The sequence below is a fragment of the Arthrobacter sp. NPDC090010 genome (assembly GCF_044748305.1).
In the GTDB taxonomy this organism is placed as follows: domain Bacteria; phylum Actinomycetota; class Actinomycetes; order Actinomycetales; family Micrococcaceae; genus Arthrobacter_E.
Map to the genome: position 1 here is coordinate 121,418 of NZ_JBIVFT010000010.1, position 22,657 is coordinate 144,074.

The 22,657-nt window shown below is 63.3% G+C and carries 28 protein-coding genes and 1 tRNA gene; 10 read left to right on the forward strand and 19 right to left on the reverse strand.

Annotated features, from left to right (window positions below; translation table 11 throughout):
• Positions 1-9: 9 nt before the first annotated feature.
• Genes ACIPXZ_RS14750 through ACIPXZ_RS14765 form a run of 4 tightly spaced genes read left to right on the forward strand, consistent with a single transcriptional unit; the run spans position 10 to position 2,971 of the window.
• On the forward strand, positions 10-198 hold the full coding sequence (locus ACIPXZ_RS14750) for a hypothetical protein (RefSeq protein ID WP_400595613.1): 189 nt from the start codon (positions 10-12) through the stop codon (positions 196-198).
• A 35-nt stretch (positions 199-233) separates the two neighbouring features.
• The gene (locus ACIPXZ_RS14755) at positions 234-512 is read left to right on the forward strand and encodes a hypothetical protein (RefSeq protein ID WP_400595615.1); all 279 of its coding nucleotides are present in this window, start codon (positions 234-236) and stop codon (positions 510-512) included.
• 55 nt (positions 513-567) lie between these two features.
• Positions 568-2,199 carry an Eco57I restriction-modification methylase domain-containing protein gene (locus ACIPXZ_RS14760; protein WP_400595617.1) on the forward strand — a complete coding sequence of 544 codons (1,632 nt, stop codon included), beginning with the start codon at positions 568-570 and terminating at the stop codon, positions 2,197-2,199.
• A 22-nt stretch (positions 2,200-2,221) separates the two neighbouring features.
• Positions 2,222-2,971: a PaeR7I family type II restriction endonuclease gene (locus ACIPXZ_RS14765; RefSeq protein WP_400595619.1), complete on the forward strand. Its 750-nt coding sequence runs from the start codon at positions 2,222-2,224 to the stop codon at positions 2,969-2,971.
• Between the two features lie 67 nt (positions 2,972-3,038).
• On the opposite strand, the gene ACIPXZ_RS14770 is transcribed toward ACIPXZ_RS14765, so the two are convergent.
• The 13 genes from ACIPXZ_RS14770 to ACIPXZ_RS14830 form a co-directional block, all read right to left on the reverse strand.
• The gene (locus tag ACIPXZ_RS14770) at positions 3,039-3,317 is read right to left on the reverse strand and encodes a hypothetical protein (RefSeq protein WP_400595621.1); all 279 of its coding nucleotides are present in this window, start codon (positions 3,315-3,317) and stop codon (positions 3,039-3,041) included.
• Positions 3,317-4,297 carry a caspase domain-containing protein gene (locus ACIPXZ_RS14775; RefSeq protein ID WP_400595623.1) on the reverse strand — a complete coding sequence of 327 codons (981 nt, stop codon included), beginning with the start codon at positions 4,295-4,297 and terminating at the stop codon, positions 3,317-3,319. Before ACIPXZ_RS14775 ends, ACIPXZ_RS14770 begins: the two co-directional genes overlap by 1 nt.
• A 10-nt stretch (positions 4,298-4,307) precedes the next feature.
• Positions 4,308-4,679, reverse strand: coding sequence for a TIR domain-containing protein (locus ACIPXZ_RS14780; RefSeq protein WP_400595625.1), 372 nt, complete (start codon positions 4,677-4,679; stop codon positions 4,308-4,310).
• Positions 4,680-5,127: 448 nt separating this feature from the next.
• Positions 5,128-5,988 carry a hypothetical protein gene (locus ACIPXZ_RS14785; RefSeq protein WP_400595627.1) on the reverse strand — a complete coding sequence of 287 codons (861 nt, stop codon included), beginning with the start codon at positions 5,986-5,988 and terminating at the stop codon, positions 5,128-5,130.
• A 656-nt stretch (positions 5,989-6,644) separates the two neighbouring features.
• Complete coding sequence (locus ACIPXZ_RS14790; RefSeq protein WP_400595629.1) at positions 6,645-6,887, reverse strand: hypothetical protein; 243 nt, start codon at positions 6,885-6,887, stop codon at positions 6,645-6,647.
• Positions 6,880-7,236: a hypothetical protein gene (locus ACIPXZ_RS14795; protein ID WP_400595631.1), complete on the reverse strand. Its 357-nt coding sequence runs from the start codon at positions 7,234-7,236 to the stop codon at positions 6,880-6,882. The genes ACIPXZ_RS14790 and ACIPXZ_RS14795 overlap by 8 nt, the downstream gene beginning before the upstream one ends.
• Positions 7,237-7,410: 174 nt before the next feature.
• Positions 7,411-8,211 carry a hypothetical protein gene (locus tag ACIPXZ_RS14800; protein WP_400595633.1) on the reverse strand — a complete coding sequence of 267 codons (801 nt, stop codon included), beginning with the start codon at positions 8,209-8,211 and terminating at the stop codon, positions 7,411-7,413.
• A gap of 9 nt (positions 8,212-8,220) precedes the next feature.
• Complete coding sequence (locus tag ACIPXZ_RS14805; protein WP_400595635.1) at positions 8,221-8,385, reverse strand: hypothetical protein; 165 nt, start codon at positions 8,383-8,385, stop codon at positions 8,221-8,223.
• On the reverse strand, positions 8,382-8,630 hold the full coding sequence (locus ACIPXZ_RS14810) for a hypothetical protein (RefSeq protein WP_400595637.1): 249 nt from the start codon (positions 8,628-8,630) through the stop codon (positions 8,382-8,384). The genes ACIPXZ_RS14805 and ACIPXZ_RS14810 overlap by 4 nt, the downstream gene beginning before the upstream one ends.
• A gap of 17 nt (positions 8,631-8,647) precedes the next feature.
• Positions 8,648-8,899, reverse strand: coding sequence for a hypothetical protein (locus ACIPXZ_RS14815; protein ID WP_400595639.1), 252 nt, complete (start codon positions 8,897-8,899; stop codon positions 8,648-8,650).
• Positions 8,896-10,161, reverse strand: coding sequence for a DUF3631 domain-containing protein (locus tag ACIPXZ_RS14820; protein ID WP_400595641.1), 1,266 nt, complete (start codon positions 10,159-10,161; stop codon positions 8,896-8,898). The genes ACIPXZ_RS14815 and ACIPXZ_RS14820 overlap by 4 nt, the downstream gene beginning before the upstream one ends.
• 435 nt (positions 10,162-10,596) lie before the next feature.
• Positions 10,597-10,914, reverse strand: coding sequence for a hypothetical protein (locus ACIPXZ_RS14825; protein ID WP_400595643.1), 318 nt, complete (start codon positions 10,912-10,914; stop codon positions 10,597-10,599).
• 241 nt (positions 10,915-11,155) lie between these two features.
• A complete protein-coding gene (locus ACIPXZ_RS14830; protein ID WP_400595645.1) occupies positions 11,156-11,548 on the reverse strand; it encodes a hypothetical protein in 393 nt (130 codons plus the stop codon).
• 303 nt (positions 11,549-11,851) lie between these two features.
• Between ACIPXZ_RS14830 and ACIPXZ_RS14835 the strand changes: the two genes are divergently transcribed.
• The 3 genes from ACIPXZ_RS14835 (at position 11,852) to ACIPXZ_RS14845 (ending at position 13,666) form a co-directional block, all read left to right on the forward strand.
• A complete protein-coding gene (locus tag ACIPXZ_RS14835; RefSeq protein ID WP_400595647.1) occupies positions 11,852-12,526 on the forward strand; it encodes a helix-turn-helix domain-containing protein in 675 nt (224 codons plus the stop codon).
• A gap of 91 nt (positions 12,527-12,617) precedes the next feature.
• A complete protein-coding gene (locus tag ACIPXZ_RS14840) occupies positions 12,618-13,190 on the forward strand; it encodes a hypothetical protein (protein WP_400595649.1) in 573 nt (190 codons plus the stop codon).
• A gap of 11 nt (positions 13,191-13,201) precedes the next feature.
• Positions 13,202-13,666, forward strand: a complete 465-nt coding sequence (locus tag ACIPXZ_RS14845) for a tyrosine-type recombinase/integrase (RefSeq protein WP_400595651.1) — start codon at positions 13,202-13,204, stop codon at positions 13,664-13,666.
• Between the two features lie 80 nt (positions 13,667-13,746).
• Here ACIPXZ_RS14845 and ACIPXZ_RS14850 read toward each other — a convergent pair.
• A tRNA-Ser gene (locus tag ACIPXZ_RS14850) sits at positions 13,747-13,833 on the reverse strand.
• 139 nt (positions 13,834-13,972) lie between these two features.
• On the opposite strand from ACIPXZ_RS14850, the gene ACIPXZ_RS14855 reads away from it, so the two are divergent.
• Together ACIPXZ_RS14855 and ACIPXZ_RS14860 are read left to right on the forward strand one after the other, a co-directional pair.
• Positions 13,973-15,205, forward strand: a complete 1,233-nt coding sequence (locus tag ACIPXZ_RS14855; protein WP_400595653.1) for a DNA glycosylase AlkZ-like family protein — start codon at positions 13,973-13,975, stop codon at positions 15,203-15,205.
• Positions 15,206-15,306: 101 nt separating this feature from the next.
• A complete protein-coding gene (locus ACIPXZ_RS14860) occupies positions 15,307-16,035 on the forward strand; it encodes a VIT family protein (protein WP_400595655.1) in 729 nt (242 codons plus the stop codon).
• 191 nt (positions 16,036-16,226) lie between these two features.
• Here ACIPXZ_RS14860 and ACIPXZ_RS14865 read toward each other — a convergent pair whose 3' ends face one another.
• The 3 genes from ACIPXZ_RS14865 to ACIPXZ_RS14875 all read right to left on the reverse strand — a co-directional run bounded on the left by ACIPXZ_RS14865 (position 16,227) and on the right by ACIPXZ_RS14875 (position 19,470).
• Positions 16,227-18,323, reverse strand: a complete 2,097-nt coding sequence (locus ACIPXZ_RS14865) for a DHA2 family efflux MFS transporter permease subunit (RefSeq protein WP_400595707.1) — start codon at positions 18,321-18,323, stop codon at positions 16,227-16,229.
• Between the two features lie 30 nt (positions 18,324-18,353).
• A complete protein-coding gene (locus ACIPXZ_RS14870) occupies positions 18,354-18,827 on the reverse strand; it encodes a MarR family winged helix-turn-helix transcriptional regulator (RefSeq protein ID WP_400595657.1) in 474 nt (157 codons plus the stop codon).
• Positions 18,828-18,969: 142 nt separating this feature from the next.
• Positions 18,970-19,470 carry a nucleoside deaminase gene (locus tag ACIPXZ_RS14875; protein WP_400595659.1) on the reverse strand — a complete coding sequence of 167 codons (501 nt, stop codon included), beginning with the start codon at positions 19,468-19,470 and terminating at the stop codon, positions 18,970-18,972.
• 129 nt (positions 19,471-19,599) lie between these two features.
• On the opposite strand from ACIPXZ_RS14875, the gene upp reads away from it, so the two are divergent.
• Complete coding sequence (gene upp, locus ACIPXZ_RS14880) at positions 19,600-20,247, forward strand: uracil phosphoribosyltransferase (RefSeq protein ID WP_400595661.1); 648 nt, start codon at positions 19,600-19,602, stop codon at positions 20,245-20,247.
• Positions 20,248-20,331: 84 nt separating this feature from the next.
• Here the strand turns inward: upp and ACIPXZ_RS14885 are convergent, their stop codons facing one another.
• Together ACIPXZ_RS14885 and ACIPXZ_RS14890 are read right to left on the reverse strand one after the other, a co-directional pair.
• On the reverse strand, positions 20,332-21,846 hold the full coding sequence (locus ACIPXZ_RS14885; RefSeq protein ID WP_400595663.1) for a sensor histidine kinase: 1,515 nt from the start codon (positions 21,844-21,846) through the stop codon (positions 20,332-20,334).
• Positions 21,843-22,583: a response regulator transcription factor gene (locus ACIPXZ_RS14890; protein WP_400595665.1), complete on the reverse strand. Its 741-nt coding sequence runs from the start codon at positions 22,581-22,583 to the stop codon at positions 21,843-21,845. The genes ACIPXZ_RS14885 and ACIPXZ_RS14890 overlap by 4 nt, the downstream gene beginning before the upstream one ends.
• Between the last annotated feature and the right edge of the window lie 74 nt (positions 22,584-22,657).

Consider the following 22,657-nt stretch of genomic DNA (forward strand, 5'->3'; position numbering starts at 1 on the left):
AGGCAAACGGTGGTGGAGTGGGAGGACTTCGACTCGCTGGTCTGTCGCGATCAGTCCTATCGAACGTGTTCCGAGTGCGGCCGGGACTGCCATTCGGACCCGAGCGCTGGCGTGGACGGGCTCGGCGTCCGCATCGCATTCGTCTGCCCGGAGCACGGCATCCACTCGGTCGTCGACCCCGTTGCCGATCTGCGCTGACCTTTCTTGTCAGAGGGCGGTGGCATCATGACCGCATGAGCACTGCCACGCGCGAAGTTGTCCACCACCTGTTCCCGAACGGCGAGGCGAACGACCTGGTCGGCTGGTGCGGGACCGTCCCCGGACCGGATCCGGTAACCGGCGATTGGCACACCGGACACAACCGGGACCTTATCCTGAGAAGCGTCGAGCTCGGGCTCCCCGGCTGCGTCGCATGCTTGTCATCTGAGGCCCCGGGTGGATTTACCCCGCTGGTGTTCGACGACTTTGATGATGAGACGCCGTACTGGGGTGACGACGAGCCGGGATGGTGAATGGTCCCCGGTAATCTTTTGGTACGCCCCTTCTGGACAACAACGAGAGGAATTCATGGCGGTAGCGGCTCCTGACCAGGTTGAGTACGGCGAGGTCTTCACCCGCCGCTGGGTCGTCGAATCGATCCTCGACCTTGTCGGCTACACGGCGGACAGAGACCTTGCCAGCATGAAGCTCGTGGAACCTTCGATCGGGTCCGGGGCGTTCTTTATCCCTGTTCTCGAACGCTTGATTCAGTCCTCTCAGGCCCGCGGCGTCGGGTTCACGGAGCTTCGCGACTGCCTCTTTGGTCTCGACCTCCAGCAGAATCACGTCGAAGCCTGCCGTGCGAAAACATTCGAGATGCTCATTGCCGCCGGAGCGAACAGCGACGAGGCCTTCGATCTCGTGGGCGCATGGCTGCACCGCGGCGACTACCTGCTTGATCCGGTCCCAACCGGTGCTGACTTCGTCGTCGGCAATCCTCCGTACATCCGTACCGAGGATCTGGACGACGAGATCGAGGCCGCGTACCGCGCCACGTGGCGCACGATGCGAGGGCGTGCGGACATCTACATCGGCTTCTACGAGCGATCCCTCTCACTCCTCGCTGAGGGAGGCAAGCTTGGTTTCATCTGCGCCGACCGTTGGATGAGGAATCAGTACGGACGGTACCTTCGTGGCTTCGTCGTCTCCGGCTATTCGGTGGACACCGTCTGGCAGATGCACGACGTCGATGCATTCGAGGCCGAGGTCTCGGCTTACCCGGCGATCACTGTGCTGACCAATTCCCCGCAGGGGAGCGCCACCTTCATCGACACAACGCGTGATTTCGACGGGCAGTCAGCGAAGGAAGCTCTCGCGTTCGTGCAGGGTGACGCCGACGAGGCTCGCGGCTCAGGTTGGGAAGGTGCGCGTCTGCCCAACTGGTTCGAGACCGACGACTTCTGGCCAGCCGGCAGCCCACACATGATCAAGCTGCTGGAACGTCTCCAAGAGGAGTTCCCGACTCTTGAATCAGACGGAGTGACGAAGATCAGCATCGGCGTCGCCACCGGCGCTGACAAGGCCTACATCGTCGCAAAGGACGCCGACGTTGACGTCGAAGCGGACCGTCTGATGCCGGTGGTGATGGCCGATGACATTCGCGCGGGGTACCTGAAAGAGCCGGCAAAGGTCCTGCTGAACCCGTGGGACGGCGAGGGGCGGTTGATCGACTTGGAGGCGTATCCGAAGTTCGCTGCGGTCCTCGGGGCCCACGAGGATGTGAAGAAGCGCTTCGTGGCCAAGAAGAATCCATTGACCTGGCATCGTACGATCGACAAGGTCTATCCGGGCCTTGCCGAGCGTCCGAAGCTGCTGCTGCAGGACATGAAGGCACAGATCACACCGGTGCTGGAGCCAGGTGGCTACTACCCGCACCACAACTTGTACTACGTGACGTCGGAATCCTGGGACCTGGAAGTTCTCGGTGGCCTCCTGCTGTCCAAGATCGCCGAAGCGTTCGTGAGCGCCTACGGCGTCAAGATGCGAGGAGGGACGTTGCGTTTCCAAGCGCAGTACTTGCGGAAGATCACTGTGCCTCGACCTGAGACCATTCCGCAGGAAGTGTCGGACCGTCTCAGAGATGCATTCCGGACCAGCGACCGTGATGCGGCCACTCGGGCAGCTGAAGCTGCCTACGGCTTGCCCGCGGGCAGTATTTGATCAACATTCAAGGAGAGCATAAATGGGGAGCCTTACTCCGTCTGACACCTGGAGGGCAGCTGTCCTCGGCTATTGGGAGGGTCTGAATCTTCAGGCCGCGAAGCAGGGCGAAGCCTCGGGGGTCAAGGACACCGGTAACCGCGCGGCGGTGACGGGTGGTAAGCAGATGGACGCCATGCAGGAAGTAGTGGCCTCGCTCTGGCGCGACGAACCTGACATCACCCTCGAAGTCCGGACCACGGGCCACAACAACCTGCCGGCATACTTCAGACCGGCCAAGAACTGGGACCTGCTGGTGCTCTACCGCGGCTCGCTGATCGCTGCCATGGAGTTCAAATCGCAGCGAGGGCCGTCGTTCGGTAACAACTTCAACAACCGGACCGAAGAGGCGCTCGGACTCGCGGCTGACTCTCAGATGGCTGCAGAGCGAGGACTGTTCGGTCACCTCAAGCCCTGGTTCGGATTCGTCATGCTTGTCGAGCGCGCGCCGAAGTCGCTCTCACCCGTCGCCGTGCCCAAGGGCATGCCGTTCCCAGCTGACCCGGTCTTCACCGGAGCGTCTTACATCGAGCGGTACAGGATCTTCTTCGACCGCATGGTCAAGGAAGGAAATTATGACGCGGTGGCCCTGCTCACTGCGGAGGCGGGCAGCGATTCCTATGTCGAGCCGTCTGCGAATCTGTCACTGGCCAATCTCGAAGCGGCGATCCGCGCCCGGGTCGCCTACATCAAGACGCTGCCGGACGAGCTCTTCGACGAGCTGACGAGGTAGCGGCGACCTGTATGAAGGGATGCCCTCCGACCAATGGCTGGAGGGCATCCCTTTTGTGTTTCGGCTGTCAGTCGATCATCTCGACAATGGCAGGCAGGAACTTGCGCACCTGTTCTCGATCGCTTTCCTGCTCTTCGTCAGACAGACCGGAGTACGGCGTCTCAATTTGCTCCTGCCAACGGCGCACGAGGTCTGCGGGGATAACGAGAGAACCGTCGTCCTGACGCTCGCACTGGTCGTGGACATACTGTTGCCAGTGCGCCCAACGCTCGTGTTCGATCGCCGCCAAGAGCTCAACGCTGCTGTCGCTCTCCAAGATTTCACGGACTCGGGAAGGCGAAACCATCAGATGAGGTCCTGCTTCACGAGCCCCCAGTAGTGCTGTCCCAAAGCTGTGAGCTCGCATGACTTCGACTCCATCGCGGCATGCCACATGTGTGGCGCGCCCACCGGCCGGACCAAATTCACGCTCTCCATGGCCTGGAGCACCGCGAAGTCCGCATTCCGTGCCGGATCTGGCCCCGGCACGCTCTCGTCTTCGTATCCCGTGCGCTCTGGCTCATAAGACGGATCGAGCTGGAGTTCCCTAGTCTTGTCCGCGAAGAGCTGCGTGAGCTTCCTCAACTGGATTTCGTCGATGGGCGCTTCGGCTTCTCTGAGGGAGACGAAGTTCTTCACGTTCGTCTTGAACACAGGACGCTGCGCCCACGGCCCTAGGGACTGGTCGATATGGGCGTAGACGCTACCCGGAGTCACATCGCCCACGAGATTGGCTGCCGCTCCGTTCAAGGCGTCCACGAGCAACGTGGTGAACACCCCGGATCCGCCAGTCTCCATGGCGTATTGGTCGGCCGTGGACGCAGTCAGGATGGTCACCCCCTCCCTGAGCTCGGAGATGGGTGTCGCTGTCGCGCTGCTACCAGCGAATCCGCTGTGGCAGCAGTCGAGGATGATGACCTTGTTCTTCGCAGGAGACTTATTCGCCAGCACCATGACTTCGGACAGCGAGAGCCCGTCGTGCCCGCTAGCGCAGTCGCTCGCGCAGAGGTAGCCGCCGACGCCGTCGAGGTACCCGTGCCCAGAGAAGTAGAACAGGGAAATCTCGGCATCGTCCTTGAACAGTTCTTCGACCGCCTCACGGAGTGCCGTCCGTGTGATCCTCGAATCCTGATCGGCCGCGACAAGGAGGTTCGGCTGAGCAAAGTTCACTCTGCTACTGGCATGGCGTTCCAGAACGTTCCGGACCTCATACGCGTCGTTTACTGCACCTTGGAGAGAACTGAAACGCTCGTAGTAGTCGATCCCCACGATGAGCGCTTTCCGCATGGTCTGCCCCTCAGAGGGAGTCGATGAAACCGGCGATATTGCTGTCGCTCCACACCACCGTGCGGACGCCGCTCAGAGCGGTTCTGTCAGCCGAATACGCCCAGATGCCCAGAACCGGCTTGCCTTCCTCCTTGGCGCACTGAATCTCCCACTTCTGGCCTTCCGAGTACAGGGAGTTCTTGCTGACCAGCGCAATCACGCCATGGGAACGGCGGATGCGGGTTCGAACTTTGTCCTTCCAGCCCGACTCATACGCCTCCTTGACCGACATGTCGATGAACTCGTACGGAGAGCGCGGCCCGAGGGCCTGGCCTTTCAGGAAATCTCGTTGGCGCTCGTCCTCGATGGCGAACGCGACGAAAACGGTCTTCTTCTCAGCCAATGTGGCCTCCCCAAGTGTGCGAGCTGCGATCGCCACCGACCGCATTGGAACTCGCTATCAGGTTACTCATAGCCACTGACATGGATTCGGTGCCAGATCGCTTCTGGAACCAGTAGTCCAGTATTTCTATAGTCGCTTTGTAGTCGGATCGACGAGCCCAGGCATGAAGAAACCCCCGCGATCCCTGTGTTTTCAAGGGAACCGCGGGGGTTTCAGCTGGCGGTGACGGTGGGATTTGAACTCTCCCGCCCGGTCTCGGTAGGCTGGAAAATTCGCGGAATCATGGGGTTTTTTATGCCAGCAGATGACAGAAGATCACGCCCAATCTCACTGGATTGTGCCCAAATAATGCCCAGGAATGAAACTGACATGTAGGACCGTCGGTGGGCCAGGTACAGACCTTGTGTGGCGTCTTGCCCGATCTTTGCGGGCCGCAAAGTCAAGGAGCCTAGCAGCTCAGATCCGGTGAGATGCCAAAGCTCAACGACGATGGCTTGAAGTGATTGGGTGCGGAGGCGAGTTCTCGGTAACGTTCGATCGCGCACCGCATGAAGGCGACTGTGACCGCGAGGAAGCCAGACAGCATGGTGTAGCTGATCGTCATTTCGTATTCGGAACCCATGCCATCTGCGGTGTTAAGCAGATGGTCCTTGTCGTGAGCAGCCAGCAGTGCCCATCTTTTGTTGTGGGCTAGGCCACTACAGAGCTGCCATGCTCCGAGCCAAGACATCCCTGCCGGGTCCGTGTACATGCTGAGGGCCTTCAGTATGTTCGTTGTCGATTCGAGCCTGCCTAGACTGCCATGGATGCCTGCACCCGCCTGGATCTCAGAAATCACCTGCGTCCTGTGAGCAAATTGCTGGCCGTGTGGGAATCCGAGTTCCTTGAGGCAGTCTCGCGACTTAATGGCTTCTTCCTTCTCCGCTAGAAGAAGCCGACGAATGCGGAGCTTCTGGTTCTGTGGCTGGATAATCCAAAGCCCTAGCGCGAGGCCATCGAGCGCCTGACGTAGCAAGGTGTACGGGCCGACTGGACCCACAAGCACTTGCACCTCGAGGTTCGTCTCCGTGACCATCATCAGTCGGAGGGCGTCAAGAGCCTGGAAGGATCCTTCAATTTGCGCTCGGATGTAGTAGGACATGGGCAAGGGCGACGTAACTGAGTCGTCGGCTTCAAATTGAGATCCAGGTGCTGGCTCAGCACCTTCAACAAAGGACTCATGCATAGCCGCCGATAGTTTGAAGGCGCTGAGGATGTTTCTGAGTGCCTGGATTTCGGTGGCATCTTCGACTGAACGTATCTCTCCCAAGGCTCCCCAATCCAAACCGTTAGAACGCTGACTGGATCATATCGTCTAGCGGACAGTTGGCGTCTGAGCTTATCGCCGGCCTGCGCCATTCCACGATGAGGACCTGGAGGGGCTGAGTGCCGGGCTCGTCGTTGTCCAGGATCCAGGCGTGCCGCGTACGCTGGGGCTTCAGGTAGAGGCGATCACGGCGGGGCACTGACACGACCGCAAGAGTCTCATGAGGGTCTGACACGGAAAGGCGCCGGGCCGCATATGTGTGATGCTGTAGCCAAGTCGCGTTTCAAACGTGAGCTGTCGCATCCCTCATTTGAAATGAGAGGTGGCTGTGTACGTCGGATTTCAAATCCGACCTGCACAGATCGTGTCGGAAAACCGACACCGGCAAACACCTGAGGCAGTGGGTCGTGGCGTAGCATCTGAGGCAATAGGCCCAGTGAAGGGGGAAGTCATGGCTTTGGTGTGTAGCGAGTGCGGCAGTGTGCCGATTTACCGAAACGTCGACGTGACCACACTGGCAGACGACTCCACCGTCTTCGAGAAGGTCCCGTTCAGGTGCAGCAACAACCGATGCGATAACTCGGACCCCCAGAACTTGACGATGGACTGGCTTGTTGATGCCTAGTAGGGCACCACGCTGTGTGGTGCCCTACTAGGTTTCATACAGGGTCGATCTCCGGGTCCCAGGGCATCCCCGGTAAGGTCAGGCCGTGGTGGGGCGGGTAGAGACCCTGATCGGTGTACCACTGGAAGCGGGCAGTGTCCCAAGCGTCGAACTCCCGGTACCAGGCCGCCACTGCCTCCTTACTGGCCTCATAGTCCAAAGACGGGTCCTCAACGAACGTCGGGAAGCCGGTGAAGTCGAAACCATCCGGCGGCTCGGGACGTTTACGCCTAACCATTGGGCACGCTCCTCAACCCTCGATAGTTCGGCGAGTAAACGCCCCGGACACCCCTCGACTTCGGCAAGTCGTCCTCTTCCAGGCCCGGCACAGCCAAGGTCGCGAGGAGCCGGGCCAAAGCCAACTGCTGAGCACGTATCTCCGCAATAGCCGGGTGCAAGCGCATGCCCTGAGAACTGGGAATCATCGTCCCCGACGCCTTCACCTCCGCCCGCAGCGCCTCGATGGTGTCCCGCACATGACAGGCCTCCGCGAGCTGCGCGGCCTCATGGTCAGCCAGCTCAAAATCAGCCGTCACGGCCTTCCACAGGGCTTTTCCAGGGCCGGACAAACCGGTAGGCATTCTCATGATTTACCCGCCTTTCTGGCCCATCAGGGCCGGTAAGAGCCCAGTTCAAGGGCCGATCATTTCAGGGAGCCGGAGACGGATCGCTATGCCGCGAGAGCGACTTTGACGCCACGGGGGACCGGGTACCCCCTTGGGGTGGGTACGCATCCAGTGCGTACCCACCGTTGGGTGCTGTTAGCGTGCCCAGGTGCGCGCCCATGCCTTGGTGTTTTCTGCTGCTCGGAGCTGTGTGGGGTCGGTTGTTGTGGGGGTGGTGGTGGCCTGTGTGACGCGTTCGGCGTATTCGTCGGGGTCGGTGGTGATCTCAACTTCGATACCGTCATTGAGAAGGTCCCAAATGTTGTGGTTTCGGTTGTATCGGTTGAGGCCTGTGTGGCCGCCGATGTTGTGTTCTTTGAACTGTTCGTTGGTGGGCTTGCAGTACCAGAGGAGTTCGTAGCGGCTGGTGTCGTGGGTGAGTGCGCGGCGGATCCACTGGGTTTCGGTGATGATCCTGTTCGCTGTGGTGGATGCCTGTAGTGCTGCTGCTCCGGCTTCGATGAGGTCGGGTCGTGCGGTGTTGAGTGCCTGTGTCAGGTCGGCGTGTCCGAGGACTGGGATCTGTGCGCGCATGGTGTCGATGCACTGGGTGAAGGTGTGGGTGATCTGCGAGAGGAGGTTGGGGGCTTGGGCGAGTAGGTGTTCCATGTGCTGCCGGGATTCCCGGACTTGGATGGTGTTGTTGATGTGGCTGTGTTCGTGCATGAGTTTGCTGGTGAGTAGGCGCTGTACTTCTTTGTCGGCGGCGGGGTCTTTGCCTGCCTCGGTTGCGGTGAGGATCGCTTCGGTGAGTTCGTCGGTGCTGGCCGGCGGGGTGACGTTGATGGGTGTGGGGGTGAAGGGTTCGGCGGTGAGTTTCAGGAGTCGGACGGCGCGGGTGAACAGGGCGATGTCGGAGTCGTTGGTGTGGGTGTTGTCGCTGATGCGGAAGTACATGGTTTGGTCCTATCGGTCGGTGGTCTGGGTGGTTTCGGAGTAGCTGACCCATTTGCGGAATTTGGCGATCACGGTGCCTTTGACGGTGACGGTGAGGGTCTGGCCGATGGTGTTCACGTCTGCTGGGTCGGCGTCGAGGTAGTGGGTGCCGGTTTCGGTTTCGATGCGGATCACGGGTTGGTTCCTTCCTGGGGCATGGTGTCGAGGAGGTCGGCGAGGGCTTGGGCGAATTGCCAGGCCTGTTCGAGGGTGAGGACGATGCGGGGGTAGTTGCCGGTGAGGATGACGATGCCGGGTTCGGTGCTTCGGTCGGGGCGGGTGATGTTCCCTGGGCTGAGGCTGGTTGCGGCCGCTTCGTCTCGCTGTCGCTGGTAGTACTCGATGCGGGTGGTGAAGGGGCGGGTGCGTGAGGTGATCATGTGGTGGTCCTGAGGGTTTAGAGGTTGGTGGTGTCTGGTTCGCCGTCGGCGCTGTGGAGGCCGTGTGTGGGGCGGTGGGGCTCTACATGGGTTCGCGGGTCTGGGGCGCGTTCTCGTTTTTCGTAGAGGGCGAGGCGGGCTTTCAGGGCCCTGTTCTCTAGGTGGAGGTAGTAGGCCCGGTCTTGGTGCCGGACAGCGAGCCGGGCGAGGTCCGCTTTCGTCCAGGTCTTCGCGAGCGTGACTGCTTGAAGTTCCAGAGCCTGGTTCATGCGGCACCTTCTCTCCGGTCGGTTCGGACGCTTGGTCCGGTTCGTCCGGTTTCCTTGGAGGGCTCAAGGTCGAACTGGTCCCAGAGCTGCGTGAAGGCCGTCCTCCGGTATCCCCGTGGCCGGTCGCCGTCTGGGAGCTTGACGGAGTTGATCTTGTAGGCCTGCATGAGCATCCGCCCCATCCGCTGTGTTGTGAGGGCTTTGCCGTAAGCGCTGTTCATTCCCCACATCTCCGGGTTGTGCAAGGCAAGCTCGGTGACCAGTGATGTAGTTTTCCGGAAGTCCGTGTCGCCCCAGACCTCGGACAGGTCTTTGAGGAGGATTACTGCGGGCGGGAGCTTGGCAAGTCCTTCTTCTCTTTCCATTTCGGTTTCCTCGATGTCTCGTTCAATCAGCACGTCGCACATGGCGGGCCAGTCACCACCTGCCACTTCGGCAATGCGTCGTAGGGGGTTCCACTTCTCTTTCATCCGGCCAACGCACTTCTCCGGCAACGCGGGCCGCGCAGTGCGTACGTCGTCGCTGACCTGTTCGACGGCCTGCCGGATCGTCTCGGCCAGATCAAACGCATCCGGTTCGATCACCTCCCAGTCGGATTCGGATGCCTCGCCCTTGAAGTCGGGGATCAGGAGCACACGGATGCATCGTGACCGGGTATCGTCCGGGAGCTGCGGGGAGTTACCGGCCATTGCTACAGGGGAGTAGGTGCTCATCTCCTTCACGTCCCAGTTGCCGCCTTGGACAGGGACGAGGACCGGGCGGGTTGCGCCTTTCTTGTAACCGGAGTTGATGATCGCGATCAGATCCTCCACGCCGGGTTTTTTCGGGTTGAGCGACCGGTCCACTTCGTCGATGAGGATGGTTCTGATTCCTCCGGCGACGAGCCGGGCCAGGAGGGCTGGGGAGCTGACCGAGGCGGCCTGAACTGGTTCGTAGGCCAGTCGGTTCAGGTGCTCAAGGACTGTGGTCTTTCCAGCGCCGGGCATGGCGGAGTCGATCTGCAAGCGGGGCGTGGAGTACGACACTGCGGCGAGGTGGGTGTGGACGGTCCAGAGGGCTAGGAGGTCCAAGTCGAGGTCGTCTGCTACGCGGATGTAAGTACCGAACCATTCCCTCGTCCGGTTCAGAACCTCCCCGAGAATTGAACCGGTCGAAGCGGTCGAACTGAGCGAACTGGCCGCACTGGAAGGGGTCAACGCACCACCCCTATCTGAACCGGACGAACCGTCCGATGTGGTCGAATCGGTCTTTGTTTCGGTCATCGTGCGCCCTCCTCTCGGTGGAAGTCGTCAGTGGTTAGGGTCAGAAAGCGCCGTGCAGCGGCTTCGATCAATCCGTGCTCCGTGGTGTGTTCGGTACAGCAGCGTTCCCATTCGTCGAACGATCCGGCGGTGTAGCCGGAGGCCCACCCCGCGGCGTGGCCGGCGCGGTACGCGGCCAGTTCGCCTGGGGTCATGGGTTGCCACTCGGATTCGGTAAGTGGGTGTGTCAAGAAAGCACCGTTCGTTCGTGCCCGTGGTGGGCAGTCCGTTGCTGTGGTGGTTCCCGAATGGTGGTGTGGGTGTGCGGCCCCGCCTTGGTGACGGTGGTGACGGGGCCGCGTGGTGGTCAACGCCGTCCGGCTCCGAAGCGCTGGTCGTGTTCCCGGAGAGCCCAGGTAGCGACGGCGACAATCATGGTGATCGCGAGGGCTTCCATCAGGTGGCCCCCATGAGTTCGATGAGCTTGTCCCGGAGTCCAGCGCCGGGGTTCTGCGTCTCGCAGACCATCAAGAGCGAATCGATGACCGCGACAGAGCTTTGAAGGACCGACGCGAGGAGAGAGACGTTGTAGACCGGCGGGTTGGTGTTGGTCTCAGCAAGGACGATCCGCATCACCGCCTCCTCGTCGCCCGCTTTGGCGAAGAGCTGGGAGGCTAACCGGCTGGCGTGCTGGCCCAACTCGACCATGTCCATGCTGAACGACGGGACGCCGTTGTCGTCCGTGACGATGAAGTTGTCAGGAAGATCGCTCATGACGCACCTCTATCGGGGAGACTGCCCATAACTGTCTCGCATAGGGGGCAGAGGGTGACTGTTCCGTTCGATTCAGTGCCGGTCATAGTTGGGCTGACTGCGAAGATGATCCCGCAGAGCGCGGTGATAGCGCCGCCGGTTGCAACGGACCATGCGATATCACGGTGCAGCACCCTGTGGTGGATGACTGGGTTGAAATCGTGGGTGGGCAAGGCATTGGGTGAACGCTGTGCGAGGGCGCTCACCTGTCGTCCCCCTGCTGTGCGGCCGCTTCATCGAGCAGCTCGGTCAGGGCGTCCCGGAGGTCACGAACACCATCGAGGTTCATCGAGTATCCGTCGTGGCCGGGCCGGCGGTAGACCTCGTACTCGAACCCTGACTCGGGAAGCCACGAGGTTTCGATGACGTACCCGTCATTGGTGAATCGTCGGGGGCTGGTCCACACCCCGGCCAGTCCGTCAGGCGCGAACTCGTCAGCGCCTTGGGTGAACCCCTTTGGTGCCTTGATCGTGCGGTTCTGGTTACACTGGGTCATATCGAACTCCTTGATATGGGTTGATTCGGTGATGGCCGTCGCGGTGTTCTTGGTCGGATACGACGCGGCGGCCTTTTCTGTGCTCGGGGAGATCGTCATGCGAAGCTCCCCGCCTGGTGGACGTTTGCCTGTAGCCAGTTCTCAACGTCGCTGCGGCGGTAGCGGATTGTGCGCGGCCCGATGCGAACGAATGACGGTCCGACGCCTCGGTACCGATCCTGTGCGAGCGCCTGCACGCTCTTCCCCAACCACTGCGCGAGATCCGTAGCAGTCAGAAGCTCCTCTTCCATCAAGGCTCCTCTCAGAGAGTTTCAAGAATCCGGTTCCTTGTGAACCTGAGATGAGACTAGCGGGTCACTTCACAGGATGTCAACTAACCGTATTCCTGATAACGTGAGGCTCATGGAATTTAGAGAGCGCATCGGCGAGAACGTCAAGAAGCTCAGAGCTGATCGAGGCCTGACGGGCGAGCAGCTTGCCAGGCGCATGCGGATTCTGGGGTTTACCTGGACGCCGTCGCGAGTTTCTGAACTTGAACGGGGGGCGAAGCCGGTGTCCCTCGCCGAAATGATCGGTCTAGCAAACTGCCTGAGCAACCGCGAGCGCGGCGTACGCCTTGTTGACCTGGTGATCGGACCCGAAGATCTCCGTCTGAACGGGGAAACCCACGTGGAGCAGACAGCACTTGAGGACTTCCTGCGTGGGGAACCCATGACGACGGACCTTTCCATCTTTCCGGAGATAAAGGCAAAGGTTCAGGAGGGCATTCTGAGCTTCGCCGACAAGTACAAATCGTCCTTGGCTGAGTACACGAAATTCGGTGGCCCGGATGACTTCGAGCTTTGGGATGAAGTCGCTAGTTCTGCGGGGGTCGCTGAAGACAAAGCTGCTCGTTCGCTAGGAATCACTAGCTCCGAGTTGCTGGGCGCTGCGGCCGCTCTGTGGGGTAGATCCCTCACGGCAGAGCGTGAGGCGCGGTCTCAGAATGGAATGACAGCCCAAGCTAGGGGTCGAATTACGCGGCAGCTTCTAGACGAGCTGCGGACGCACATTGGGAACTGCCGTGGCGTCGATTGAGTCCTACGAGACCGCTAAGGGGCTGCGGTACATGGTCAGGTACAGGGACCTGGCAAAACCAGGCCGGCCGCTAACGAAGAAGCGCGGGTTCGTGACCAAAAAGGCGGCGGGAGAGTTCGCAGCGAAGGTCACGGTCCAGCAAGCCAGCGGCGAGTTCGTCAGTCCAGCGGCTGCGCGCGGAACGGTCGCGGACCTCGGGGTGGAATGGCTCGGACGTCAAGCGCACCTGAAACCATCTGCGTACCGCGTGGTGGAGTCGGCTTGGCGACTACATGTGAAGCCAGTGTGGGGTTACACGGCGGTCAAGGACATTCGTAAGACGCAAGTGCAGCAGTGGGTGGTTGACCTTGGGGCCGGTAGAGGGCCAGCGCTTGGCGAAAGCCCTAGGAAACCACTGGGGGCAACGGGGGTCATTCGGGCCTACGGTGTACTCGCCTCGATCCTCGATGATGCAGTGGACGACAGGCGTATCCTGACCAACCCTGCTCGCGGCGTAAACCTGCCTAGGAAAGTGAAGAAGCCGCACGTCTATCTCAACCATGCGCAGGCACATGACCTGGCGGGGGCTTCCAAGTACCCGGCCCTCGTGCTCCTACTGGCGTACTGCGGTCTTCGCTGGGGTGAAGCGTCAGCGCTGCGGGTGAAGCGTCAGCGCTGCGGGTGAAGCACCTGGACATGCTGCGTCGACGTATCCGGGTCGAGGAGAACGCCGTCGATGTAGGGGGCGCGATTGAACTCGGAACACCGAAGGGGCACAAGGCCCGCACCGTGCCGTTCCCGGCCTTTCTCAGTCCACTTCTAGCGCGCCAGTGCGAAAACAAGGGACCCGACGATCTGGTGTTCTGCAACGAACACGGAAACCATCTCCGACTCCCAAGGGTGAGCGACGACAACAAGTCTTGGTTCTACGGGGCCGTCCTCCGGTCCGGGGTACCTCGCATCACTCCGCACGACTTGCGGCACACTGCGGCGAGCCTGGCTGTATCGGCAGGGGCGAACGTCAAGGCTGTCCAGAAAATGCTTGGCCACGCGTCGGCGGCGATGACGTTGGACGTGTACGCGGACCTGTTCGACGACGACCTCGACGCCGTTGCCATAGCGCTTGATCACGCCGTGTCTCAGAAGATTGTGCCCAAATAATGCCCAAAGGCTGATGCCGGGCAAAGCAAAGGCCCCTGCCTCCCCTATAAACAAAGGGAAGCAGGGGCCTTGCTACTCGGCGGTGACGGTGGGATTTGAACCCACGTTGGCTGTTACACCAAACAACATTTCGAGTGTTGCACCTTCGGCCGCTCGGACACGTCACCAACGGTTGACTACTTTACCGTAGCGGGACGGCACCGCCCAATCGGGACGGCCGGGCAGCCCACAAGGTGCAGGCGAGGGTTCTCCACATACCCTTCTGACTTCTGTCCTTGCCGGTTCGAACCGGGGCAGAATGAGGGCATGAGCAGGATTCCAGCCCTTCCCGCAGACCACCTCACCCCCGAACTCCTGGCCGCCTGGTCCTGGCATCGGCAGGGTCTGGACGGCGCCGCTGAAGGTCTCGCGCCCGAGGAGGTCTTCAGCCGCTACGGCTGGGCTCGCTCGGTCGGTGGAGGCAATCCGTATCTGACCCTGTTCAGCCGGGCGGGCATCCGGCGGCAAGAGGCGGATGTGGCTCTCCAAGAGCTTCGGATCCACGAGCTGCCCTCCGCGCGCGGCTGCGCATATGTTCTCGGCCGGGAGCACTTCGCACTCGCATTGCAATCCGGCCGCGACAGCGGAGCGGGGGAATTGAGGGTCCTGGAGAAGCTGGGGGTCGAGGCCACGGAGATCGACGCCCTGGCCGAGGACGTGGTGACTGCTCTGGACGGCAGCGCAGTCCCTTTGGATCCGCAGCAGCTTCGTGAGGTGCTCGGCGAGAAAGTCCGGAGCCTCGGTGAGGAGGGACGGAAGAAGGGGGCATCGACCACCCTGCCGGCCACACTCGGGATGCTGCAACGGGAAGGGCGCATCCGCCGGGTGCCGCCGAGCGGGCGCTTGGACCAGCAGCGATTCGGTTACACGAACTGGGATCTGCCACTCAGCGAGCTGGACGAGGACGGTGCCCGGACGAAGCTGCTCCGCCTGCACCTCTCCTGGACGGGCGGGGCGAGCCTCAAAGAGAGCCAATGGTTCAGCGGATTCACCGTCGCCCAGAGCAAGAAAGCACTCGCAGCCATCGGCGCACTGGAGCTGACGACGGCGGAGGGAACTCAGCGTTGGATGCTCGCCGAGGATGTCGAGGCTTTGGCGGCCTTCCGTCCGGAGGCGACGCCGCGAGTCCGTCTGCTGGCCAACAGCGACGCACTCGTGCTCCTGCGCCGCAACGCGCCCGAGCTCATCGCGGACCCGGCGATCGCCGACGAGATCCTCCGGGGCGGCTCGGCCCTGTCTGCGGACCTGGACGACCATCCGGTAGTCGACCGAGGACAGATCATCGGCCTCTGGCATTTCGACCCTGACGCCGGACGGATCGCCGCCTGGTTGTTCCCGGATCTGGAACAAGCTCAGGAGGACGCAGCCCGTGCGGAGATCGCACGCACCGGCGAGTGGATCGCGGAGGACCTCGGCGACTTCAGGAGCAACAGCCTCGATTCCCCCAAAGGCCGCCGGAAACGGATCGACCATCTGAACGCACTCGCCGGCCGGGGCTAGGACGGCGCTAGGACAGGGCAGTACGGTGCAGGTCAAGTGGCCGGGGCGAGACCTGAGGGGAAAGGCTATGGGATCGTGGCCGCTTCTGCTTTACTGCGCTCATGAGCGAAATGCCGAACATCCACGCTTCCGGACATGAACCGCATCAGGGCGGGCTCTCACAGCGACTCAATTGGCTCCGCGCCGGGGTGCTCGGTGCCAATGACGGGATCATCTCGGTTGCGGCGGTCGTGGTCGGTGTCGCCGGTGCGGGAGCCGGTACCGCGCCGATCCTCACGGCCGGCACGGCGGCCCTGGTCGGTGGAGCCTTCTCGATGGCCGTGGGGGAGTACGTCTCGGTCAGCAGCCAGCGGGACAGTGAGCACGCCTTGATCGCCAAGGAGCGCCACGAGCTCGCCACCATGCCCGAGGAGGAACTCGACGAACTCGCCGCCTTGTACGAGGCTCGGGGCATCTCACCGGACACGGCGCGAAAGGTGGCCGTGGAACTGACCGAACACGATGCGCTGCGCGCCCATCTGGAAGCGGAGATCGGCATTGACCCGGACGACGTGGTGAGCCCGTGGCATGCCGCCTTCGCCTCGGCGGTCGCGTTCCTCTGCGGTGGCATTCTGCCGTTCCTGGTCATCCTCCTCGTCCCGTCCCCGGCCAAGATCCCCGTCACCTTCCTTGCCGTTCTGGCGGCTCTGGTCCTCACCGGGACCGTCAGCGCGCGCATCGGCGGCAGCTCCAAACGACGGGGAACCCTGCGCAATGTGCTGGGCGGGGCGATAGCCCTTGCCGCGACCTTCGCCATCGGCGCCCTTCTCGGCACCAGCGGCGTCGTCTGAAACGGGTCAACCGAACACGGCTGTTCCGAGACGGTTGCCCGGGCGGCTGTCTGAAAGCAGTCAGCTGAACGCGGTCCCGAACACGACCGCCGGCCCCAAATCTGATCAAGCCATCGAACGCGGCGGGGCCCGGCACCGAAGTGCCGGGCCCTGCGCTTGAGTGTGACTGCGCGTTCGGGTGTGCCTGCCGATCAGCTCGCGCTGTGCCGCCCCCGGGTGGCCAGATAGAGCGCGGCCTCCTTCTGGAGCTGCCGCTCGGCGTCGAGCTCCGCCTGCAAGCGGCTGAGCTCGGCCACCGAAGCCGTCTGCTGCTCCGAGACCTGAATCTGTGCGAGCAACTGGGCGTTGACGCGTTCGGCCAGGCGGGAGATCTGCTCCTGCTGCCGGGCCAGGGTCGCCTGGGTCTGCTGCACAGCCGCGAGCGTCGATGCCAGATCGTTGCCCGCTGAAGCCACCGCTTCCTGGAACTCGTCGTCACGTTCGGCCAGCAGCAGTCGCAGCTCGGAATCGAGGCTGCCTTGCAGCGCTCCATGAGCCGCCGACTCCGCACGATGGTTCTGGCGGTCAAGAAGCCCCGCCAGGCGGGAATCGACCGGCTGAGGCTCAGTCTGCAGCGGTTCGGCTGCTCGCGGATCCAGACCTTGCCCGGTCGCTTCGGCGGCTGACTCTTCGCCAGCCCGGCGGGCGTCCTCCGCCTCCTCCAGCGCCACGGCACCGGCCGGAGCGGCGATCGCGTCCAGAGTCGCCGTCGTCGTGTCCTCAACAGGGGTTTCCGTCGTCTTGGAGGCGACCATCTCGACCGTCTTACGCAGCGGCACCTCCTTGATGAAGAGCACGGCCAGGATGGCGACGATGGCGACCACGCCGGCGATGAGGAAGATCTGAGCCGAGGCGTCGCCGTAGGCGGCCTTGACGATGCTCGCGATCGGGCCCGGCATGTCCTTGACGTCCAAGCTGGTGCTCGACGCCCCGGATCCCGGCGGGACCTGGATGTGGTGATCGATGAAGCCCTGCTTGATCAGATCCGAGGACCGGTTGCCCAGCACGGCACCCAGCACGGAGACGCCGATCGCGCCGCCGACGGTGCGGAAGAACGCCACTGAGGCGCTCGCGGACCCGATGTCCCGCGGAGCCACCGTGTTCTGCACTGCGAGCACCAGGTTCTGCATGGTCATGCCGAGGCCGAGACCGAGGACCGCCATGTAGATGCCGGTGATCCAGAAGTCCGTCTCGTGGTCGATCGTGCCGAGGAGGAGCATGCCGGCGGCGGTGAGGATGGTGCCGGCCACGAGGTAGCCCTTCCACCTGCCGAAACGGGAGATCAGCTGCCCGGCCACCGTGGAGCCCACCAGGTTGGTGAAGATCATGGGGAGCGTCAGCAGGCCGGCTTCGGTGGGCGTCGCGCCGCGGGCCACCTGGAAGTACTGGCCGATGAAGGAGGAGGAACCGAACATCGCGACACCGATGGCGACGGAAGCCACGATGCTGAGGGCGGTGGTGCGGTTGGAGATGATCTTCAGGGGGATGATCGGCTCGGAGACCTTCGTCTCAACCAGGATGAACAGCAGCAGGCCGACGACCGAGCCGCCTACCATGACCGCGGTCTGCCAGGACCACCAGTCGTAGTAGTCCGGGTTACCGGCGAAGGAGACCCAGATCAGCAGGGTGGAGACGGAGGCGCTCAGCAGGATAGTGCCGAGCCAGTCGATCCGGGCCTTGCGGCGGACCTGCGGCAGTTTCAGGGTGATCTGAAGCAGGATCAGGGCGATGATGGCCAGCGGCACGCAGACGTAGAAGGTCCAGCGCCAGCCCCAGTGGTCCACGATCAGGCCGCCGAGCAGCGGACCGCCGGCCGTGCCGACCGCCAGGACGGCACCCAGGTAGCCGGAGTACTTGCCGCGCTCACGGGGTGCGATCATGACGCCCATGATGGCCTGGGACAGGGCGATCAGACCGCCCATGCCGATGCCCTGGATCACCCGGGCGGTCAGCAGCATGCTGATGTCAGGGGAGAGGCCGGCGACGACGGAGCCGGCCACGAAGATGACGATGGACAGCTGAACGAGGAGCTTCTTGTCGAAGAGATCGGCCAGCTTGCCCCAGATCGGCGTGGTGACCGCGCTGGCCAGCATCGACGCCGTGATGACCCAGGCGAAGTCCGTCTGGGTGCCTTTGAGGTCGGAAATGATGGTGGGCAGTGCGTTCGACACGATCGTGCTGGACACGATCGCTGTGAAGAACGCGGCAAGGAGGCCTGTGAAAGCCTCCATGATCTGCCGGTGGCTCATGGGCTGAGCCGCTGTGGGGGGATTCACGTATCAGACTCCTGCTTCGGTGGTGGCATGTGCGAGGCTCCGGCGCCGGAACGTGCGCAGAGCCTCGGTGAGATCGGTGAGCGAGGACTGGCAGCCCAGGGCCTTCTCCTGGGTCCACTCGTCCAGGAGACCCAGGAGGGCTTGGACTCGTTCGTCCTCCGCCAGTGCCATTTGTTCCTGGCCGAGGGGCGTGACCTTCAGCAGGTGGGCGCGACGGTCCGTGGGGTCCTGCTCGCGGGAGATGAACCCGCGTTCCTCAAGCTCGGCCAGATGTCGGCTCAGCACGGGGGAGCTGACCCCCAGCTTCTGCGCGATGTCCACCGCACGCCCACCGTGTTCGGTGACCATGTGGAGCACCCCGAGCAGGGCCGTGCTGGTGCCGGGGACCAGCGAGTCGTGGGAAAGGCAGCGCAAAGCCCGCTGCAGATCGACCACACCTCGAAGGAGCGCCCGGGCGGTATCAGCCTCGACTGGCATCCGATCCTCCTAATGATTGCTTATGGAAACTATATATCTCGAATGTTGCTTAGTCAAACTAATATTCCCGAGGGTGCGAGGATGCCGCCCTGGATGCGCTGAGGCAGGGGGCCGGGTGCGGTAGCGGGGAAGTGGTGCCGATTCAGCCGCGGTGAGCTGAGAAGAACTCTCGCAAGAGCGTGGCGCACTCGGCCTCACGCACGCCGGGGAACACCTCGACCCAATGGTTGAGGCGCCGTTCCCGGAGGATGTCGAACACCGAACCGGCCGCGCCGGCCTTCTCGTCCCAGGCGCCGAAGACCACGCGGGGGATCCGGCTGAGCACGATCGCCCCGGCGCACATCGCGCATGGTTCCAGGGTCACCACCAGGGTGCAGTCCTCCAGGCGCCAGCCGTCGGGAGAATCGCCGACGGCGGCTGCGCGCTCACGCAGGGCCCTCGCCGCAGCGCGGATCGCCACCACTTCGGCGTGAGCCGTGGGATCGCCGAAGGCTTCCCGTTCATTGCGTCCGACGGCGAGGAGGCCGCCGTCGGGCCCGATGATCACCGCGCCGATGGGAACATCGTCGGTGTTCAGAGCGGCGTGCGCCTCGTCCAGCGCGCGGCCCATCCACTGCTCGTGATCGAGGCGGCGGACGGTCATGTCTCCAGCGTATCCGGCGCCCGTCCCTTCGCGGACCGCCAGTAGACGCACCCACGGAGCGCGGACAAGGGCATCTACTGGCGGTTCGCGAGGGAAGGCGAACGCTCGGCGTCCTGTAAATTTGACCCTATGCGCACCATCGTCGTGGACCATCCGCTCGTCGCCCATAAGCTCACCGTGCTGCGGGACAAGACGACGCCGTCGCCCGTCTTCCGCCAGCTGACCGAAGAACTCGTCACGCTGCTGGCGTACGAGGCGACCCGCGAGGTTCGCACGCAGCCCGTCACCATCGAGACGCCGGTCGCCACCACGGTGGGCACCGCGTTCACCAAGCCGACGCCGCTCGTGGTTCCGATCCTTCGCGCCGGTCTCGGCATGCTGGAAGGCATGACCAAGCTCGTCCCGACCGCCGAGGTCGGCTTCCTGGGCATGGCCCGCGACGAGCACACTCTGGACATCATCACCTACGCCGAGCGTCTGCCCGAGGACCTCACCGGTCGCCAGGTCTTCGTCCTGGACCCGATGCTCGCCACCGGCGGCACGCTGCGCGAGGCCATCAAGTTCCTCTTCCGCCGCGGTGCGGACGAGGTCACCTGCATCTGCCTCCTGGCCGCCCCGGAGGGTCTGGCCAAGCTCGAAGAGGAACTCTCTGAGACGGACGTGACCGTCGTGCTGGCGTCGATCGATGAGCGTCTGAACGAGAAGGCCTACATCGTCCCGGGCCTCGGCGACGCCGGCGACCGCCTCTACGGAGTGGCCAGCGTCCTGGAAGCCTGAGCTCCGGGAAACTCTTCCCTGCTCGCGAGAAGCCAGTTGAGCACAGTGTTCACGTCGAACACTGTGCTCAACTGGCTTCTCGCGTCAGGCGGGGGCGCTGGAGGCGGAGGAGGAAGGCGCTTCGGCCGCCTGCAACTCCACCGTGAACCGGGTCCGGCCCGGCTCGGATTCGACGCTGACCCGTCCGTCATGCGCCTGAACGATCGCCTGAACGATCGATAGTCCCAGCCCCGTGGAACCACCGGTCCGGGCCTTGTCGGCCCGCGTGAACCGTGAGAACACCTCGGGCTGAAGCTCCTCCGGAATGCCCGGGCCGTCGTCGGTCACGGTGATGACCGGCCGGCCGGCGTCGTTGCTGAAGACCCCGACCTCCACTTTGGTGCCCTCCGGTGTGTGCTTCTGCGCGTTCGTCAGCAGATTCACCAGCACTTGCCGCAGCCGGGCCGGGTCCGCCCACGCGTTGAGGGTCCCCGCAGGGACGGACAGTCGCCAGTCATGGCCCGAATCCTGGGCCCGTTTCTCCATAACCTCTTCGACGGCCAGCTGCACCAAGTCGACGGGTCGGCCTTGAAGGTCCTGGCCCTCGTCCAGCCGGGCGAGTGTCAGCAGGTCCTCCACCAGGGTGTTCATCCGCAGGGACTGGCTCTGCACACGGGACAATGACTCCTTGCCCTGGTCGCTGAGGTTCTCGGTGAGGGAGATCATCTCGCTGTAGCCGCGGATGGCCGTCAGCGGTGTGCGGAGCTCGTGCGAGGCGTCCGCCACGAACTGCCGGGCTTTCATCTCGGAGGCATGCCGCACGGCGAGCGCGCCGGAGACGTTGTCCAGCATCCGGTTGAAGGCGTGGCCCACGCTGCCCACTTCCGTGTCAGGATCCGTGGCGCTCTCAGGTACGCGGACGCCCAGGGCCACCTCGCCGACGTCGAGCCGCGACTCTGCGACGTGGCCTGCGACGGCGCTCAGCTGGGCGAGCGGGCGCAGCGTGCGACGGATCAGCCAGGTGCCGACGACGGCGCACACCACCAGCGCGGAACCGGCGACGAGGACCGTGCTCAGCACGAGGGCGCCGAGGGCCGTGTTCTTGCCGGTGAGGGGGAGTCCGGTGACGATCACATCGCCGTCGGGAGTCCCCGTCGCAAGCAGGCGGTAGTCGCCGACGCTGAGCTCTCGGGTGACGGGAGCCGCACCCGGACCGTACATCTCGGGTGTGGTGGCGAGCAGCGCGAGCTTGGTGACGTCGCTCGTGTTCAGTGAGACCCGTTTCCCGTCGGGATTGATCATGCCCTGGACCAGGAGGGTGCTTCCCTGCAGCCGTACGTTGATCGTTCCCGCAGCCTGTCCTCTGACATCCAGGGGGTCGGTCGGCCCGCCGGGCCCGCCCAGACCGGCGGCGGCCCGATGGCTCGCCTGCCGGAGCTGCCCGTCGACGTCGTTACTGAGGACGCCGTCCATGGTCGCGTACAGGACCGAGCCGAGCACGGCGGCGATCACGGTGAGCAGGGCCATGGTGACCAGGACCAGCTTGGTGCGCAGCGGCCAGGACTTGGGTTTGGTCCAGCGGCGCTTGCCCGGAGGCGATGGGGTGTGGTGAGTGGTCATTCCGCACCAGGTCGGATGACGTACCCGACGCCGCGGACCGTGTGGATCATGGGTGCCCGGCCAACGTCGATCTTCTTGCGCAGGTAGGAGATGTAGAGCTCCACGATGTTGGCCTGTCCGCCGAAGTCGTAGTGCCAGACGTTGTCGAGGATCTGGTTCTTGGACAGCACGCGACGAGGATTCTCCATGAGGTACTGCAACAGGTCGAACTGTGTGGCGGTGAGCTGGATCTCCTCGCCGGCCCGGTGGACTTCGCGGGAGTCCGCGTTCAGCACCAGATCGCCCACCACCAGCTCGGAGGAGCCCTTGGCGGTGGCGCCGGAGCGCTGGACCAGACGGTGGAGGCGGAGTGTCAGTTCCTCGAGACTGAACGGCTTGGTGACGTAGTCGTCGCCACCGGACACCAGGCCCTCGATCCGGTTCTCCACGCTGTCTTTGGCGGTGAGGAAGAGGGCTGGGACATCCGGCATGAAGGTGCGGATCTTCTGTAAGGCTTCGACGCCGTCGAAGACGGGGACCATGATGTCCAGGACCAGGACATCCGGCTGGAACTCGCGGGCAACGCGGACCGCTGACGGCCCGTCCTCGGCGTATTCCACCTCCCAGCCGCTCAGCTTCAGGCCCATGGCGACGAGCTCGCGGAGCATGGGCTCGTCGTCCAGGACCAGGGCGCGGATAGGCGAGCCGTCCGGCCGGCTCAGGCGGGGCAGGGACTGGAGTGATGGTGGCAACGACATGTATCCACTCTGTACCCTTCCGTTCGTTTCTGCCTAGGCGTTCTCTGTGCGAACGCTGTGAGGGCCGACGGCGG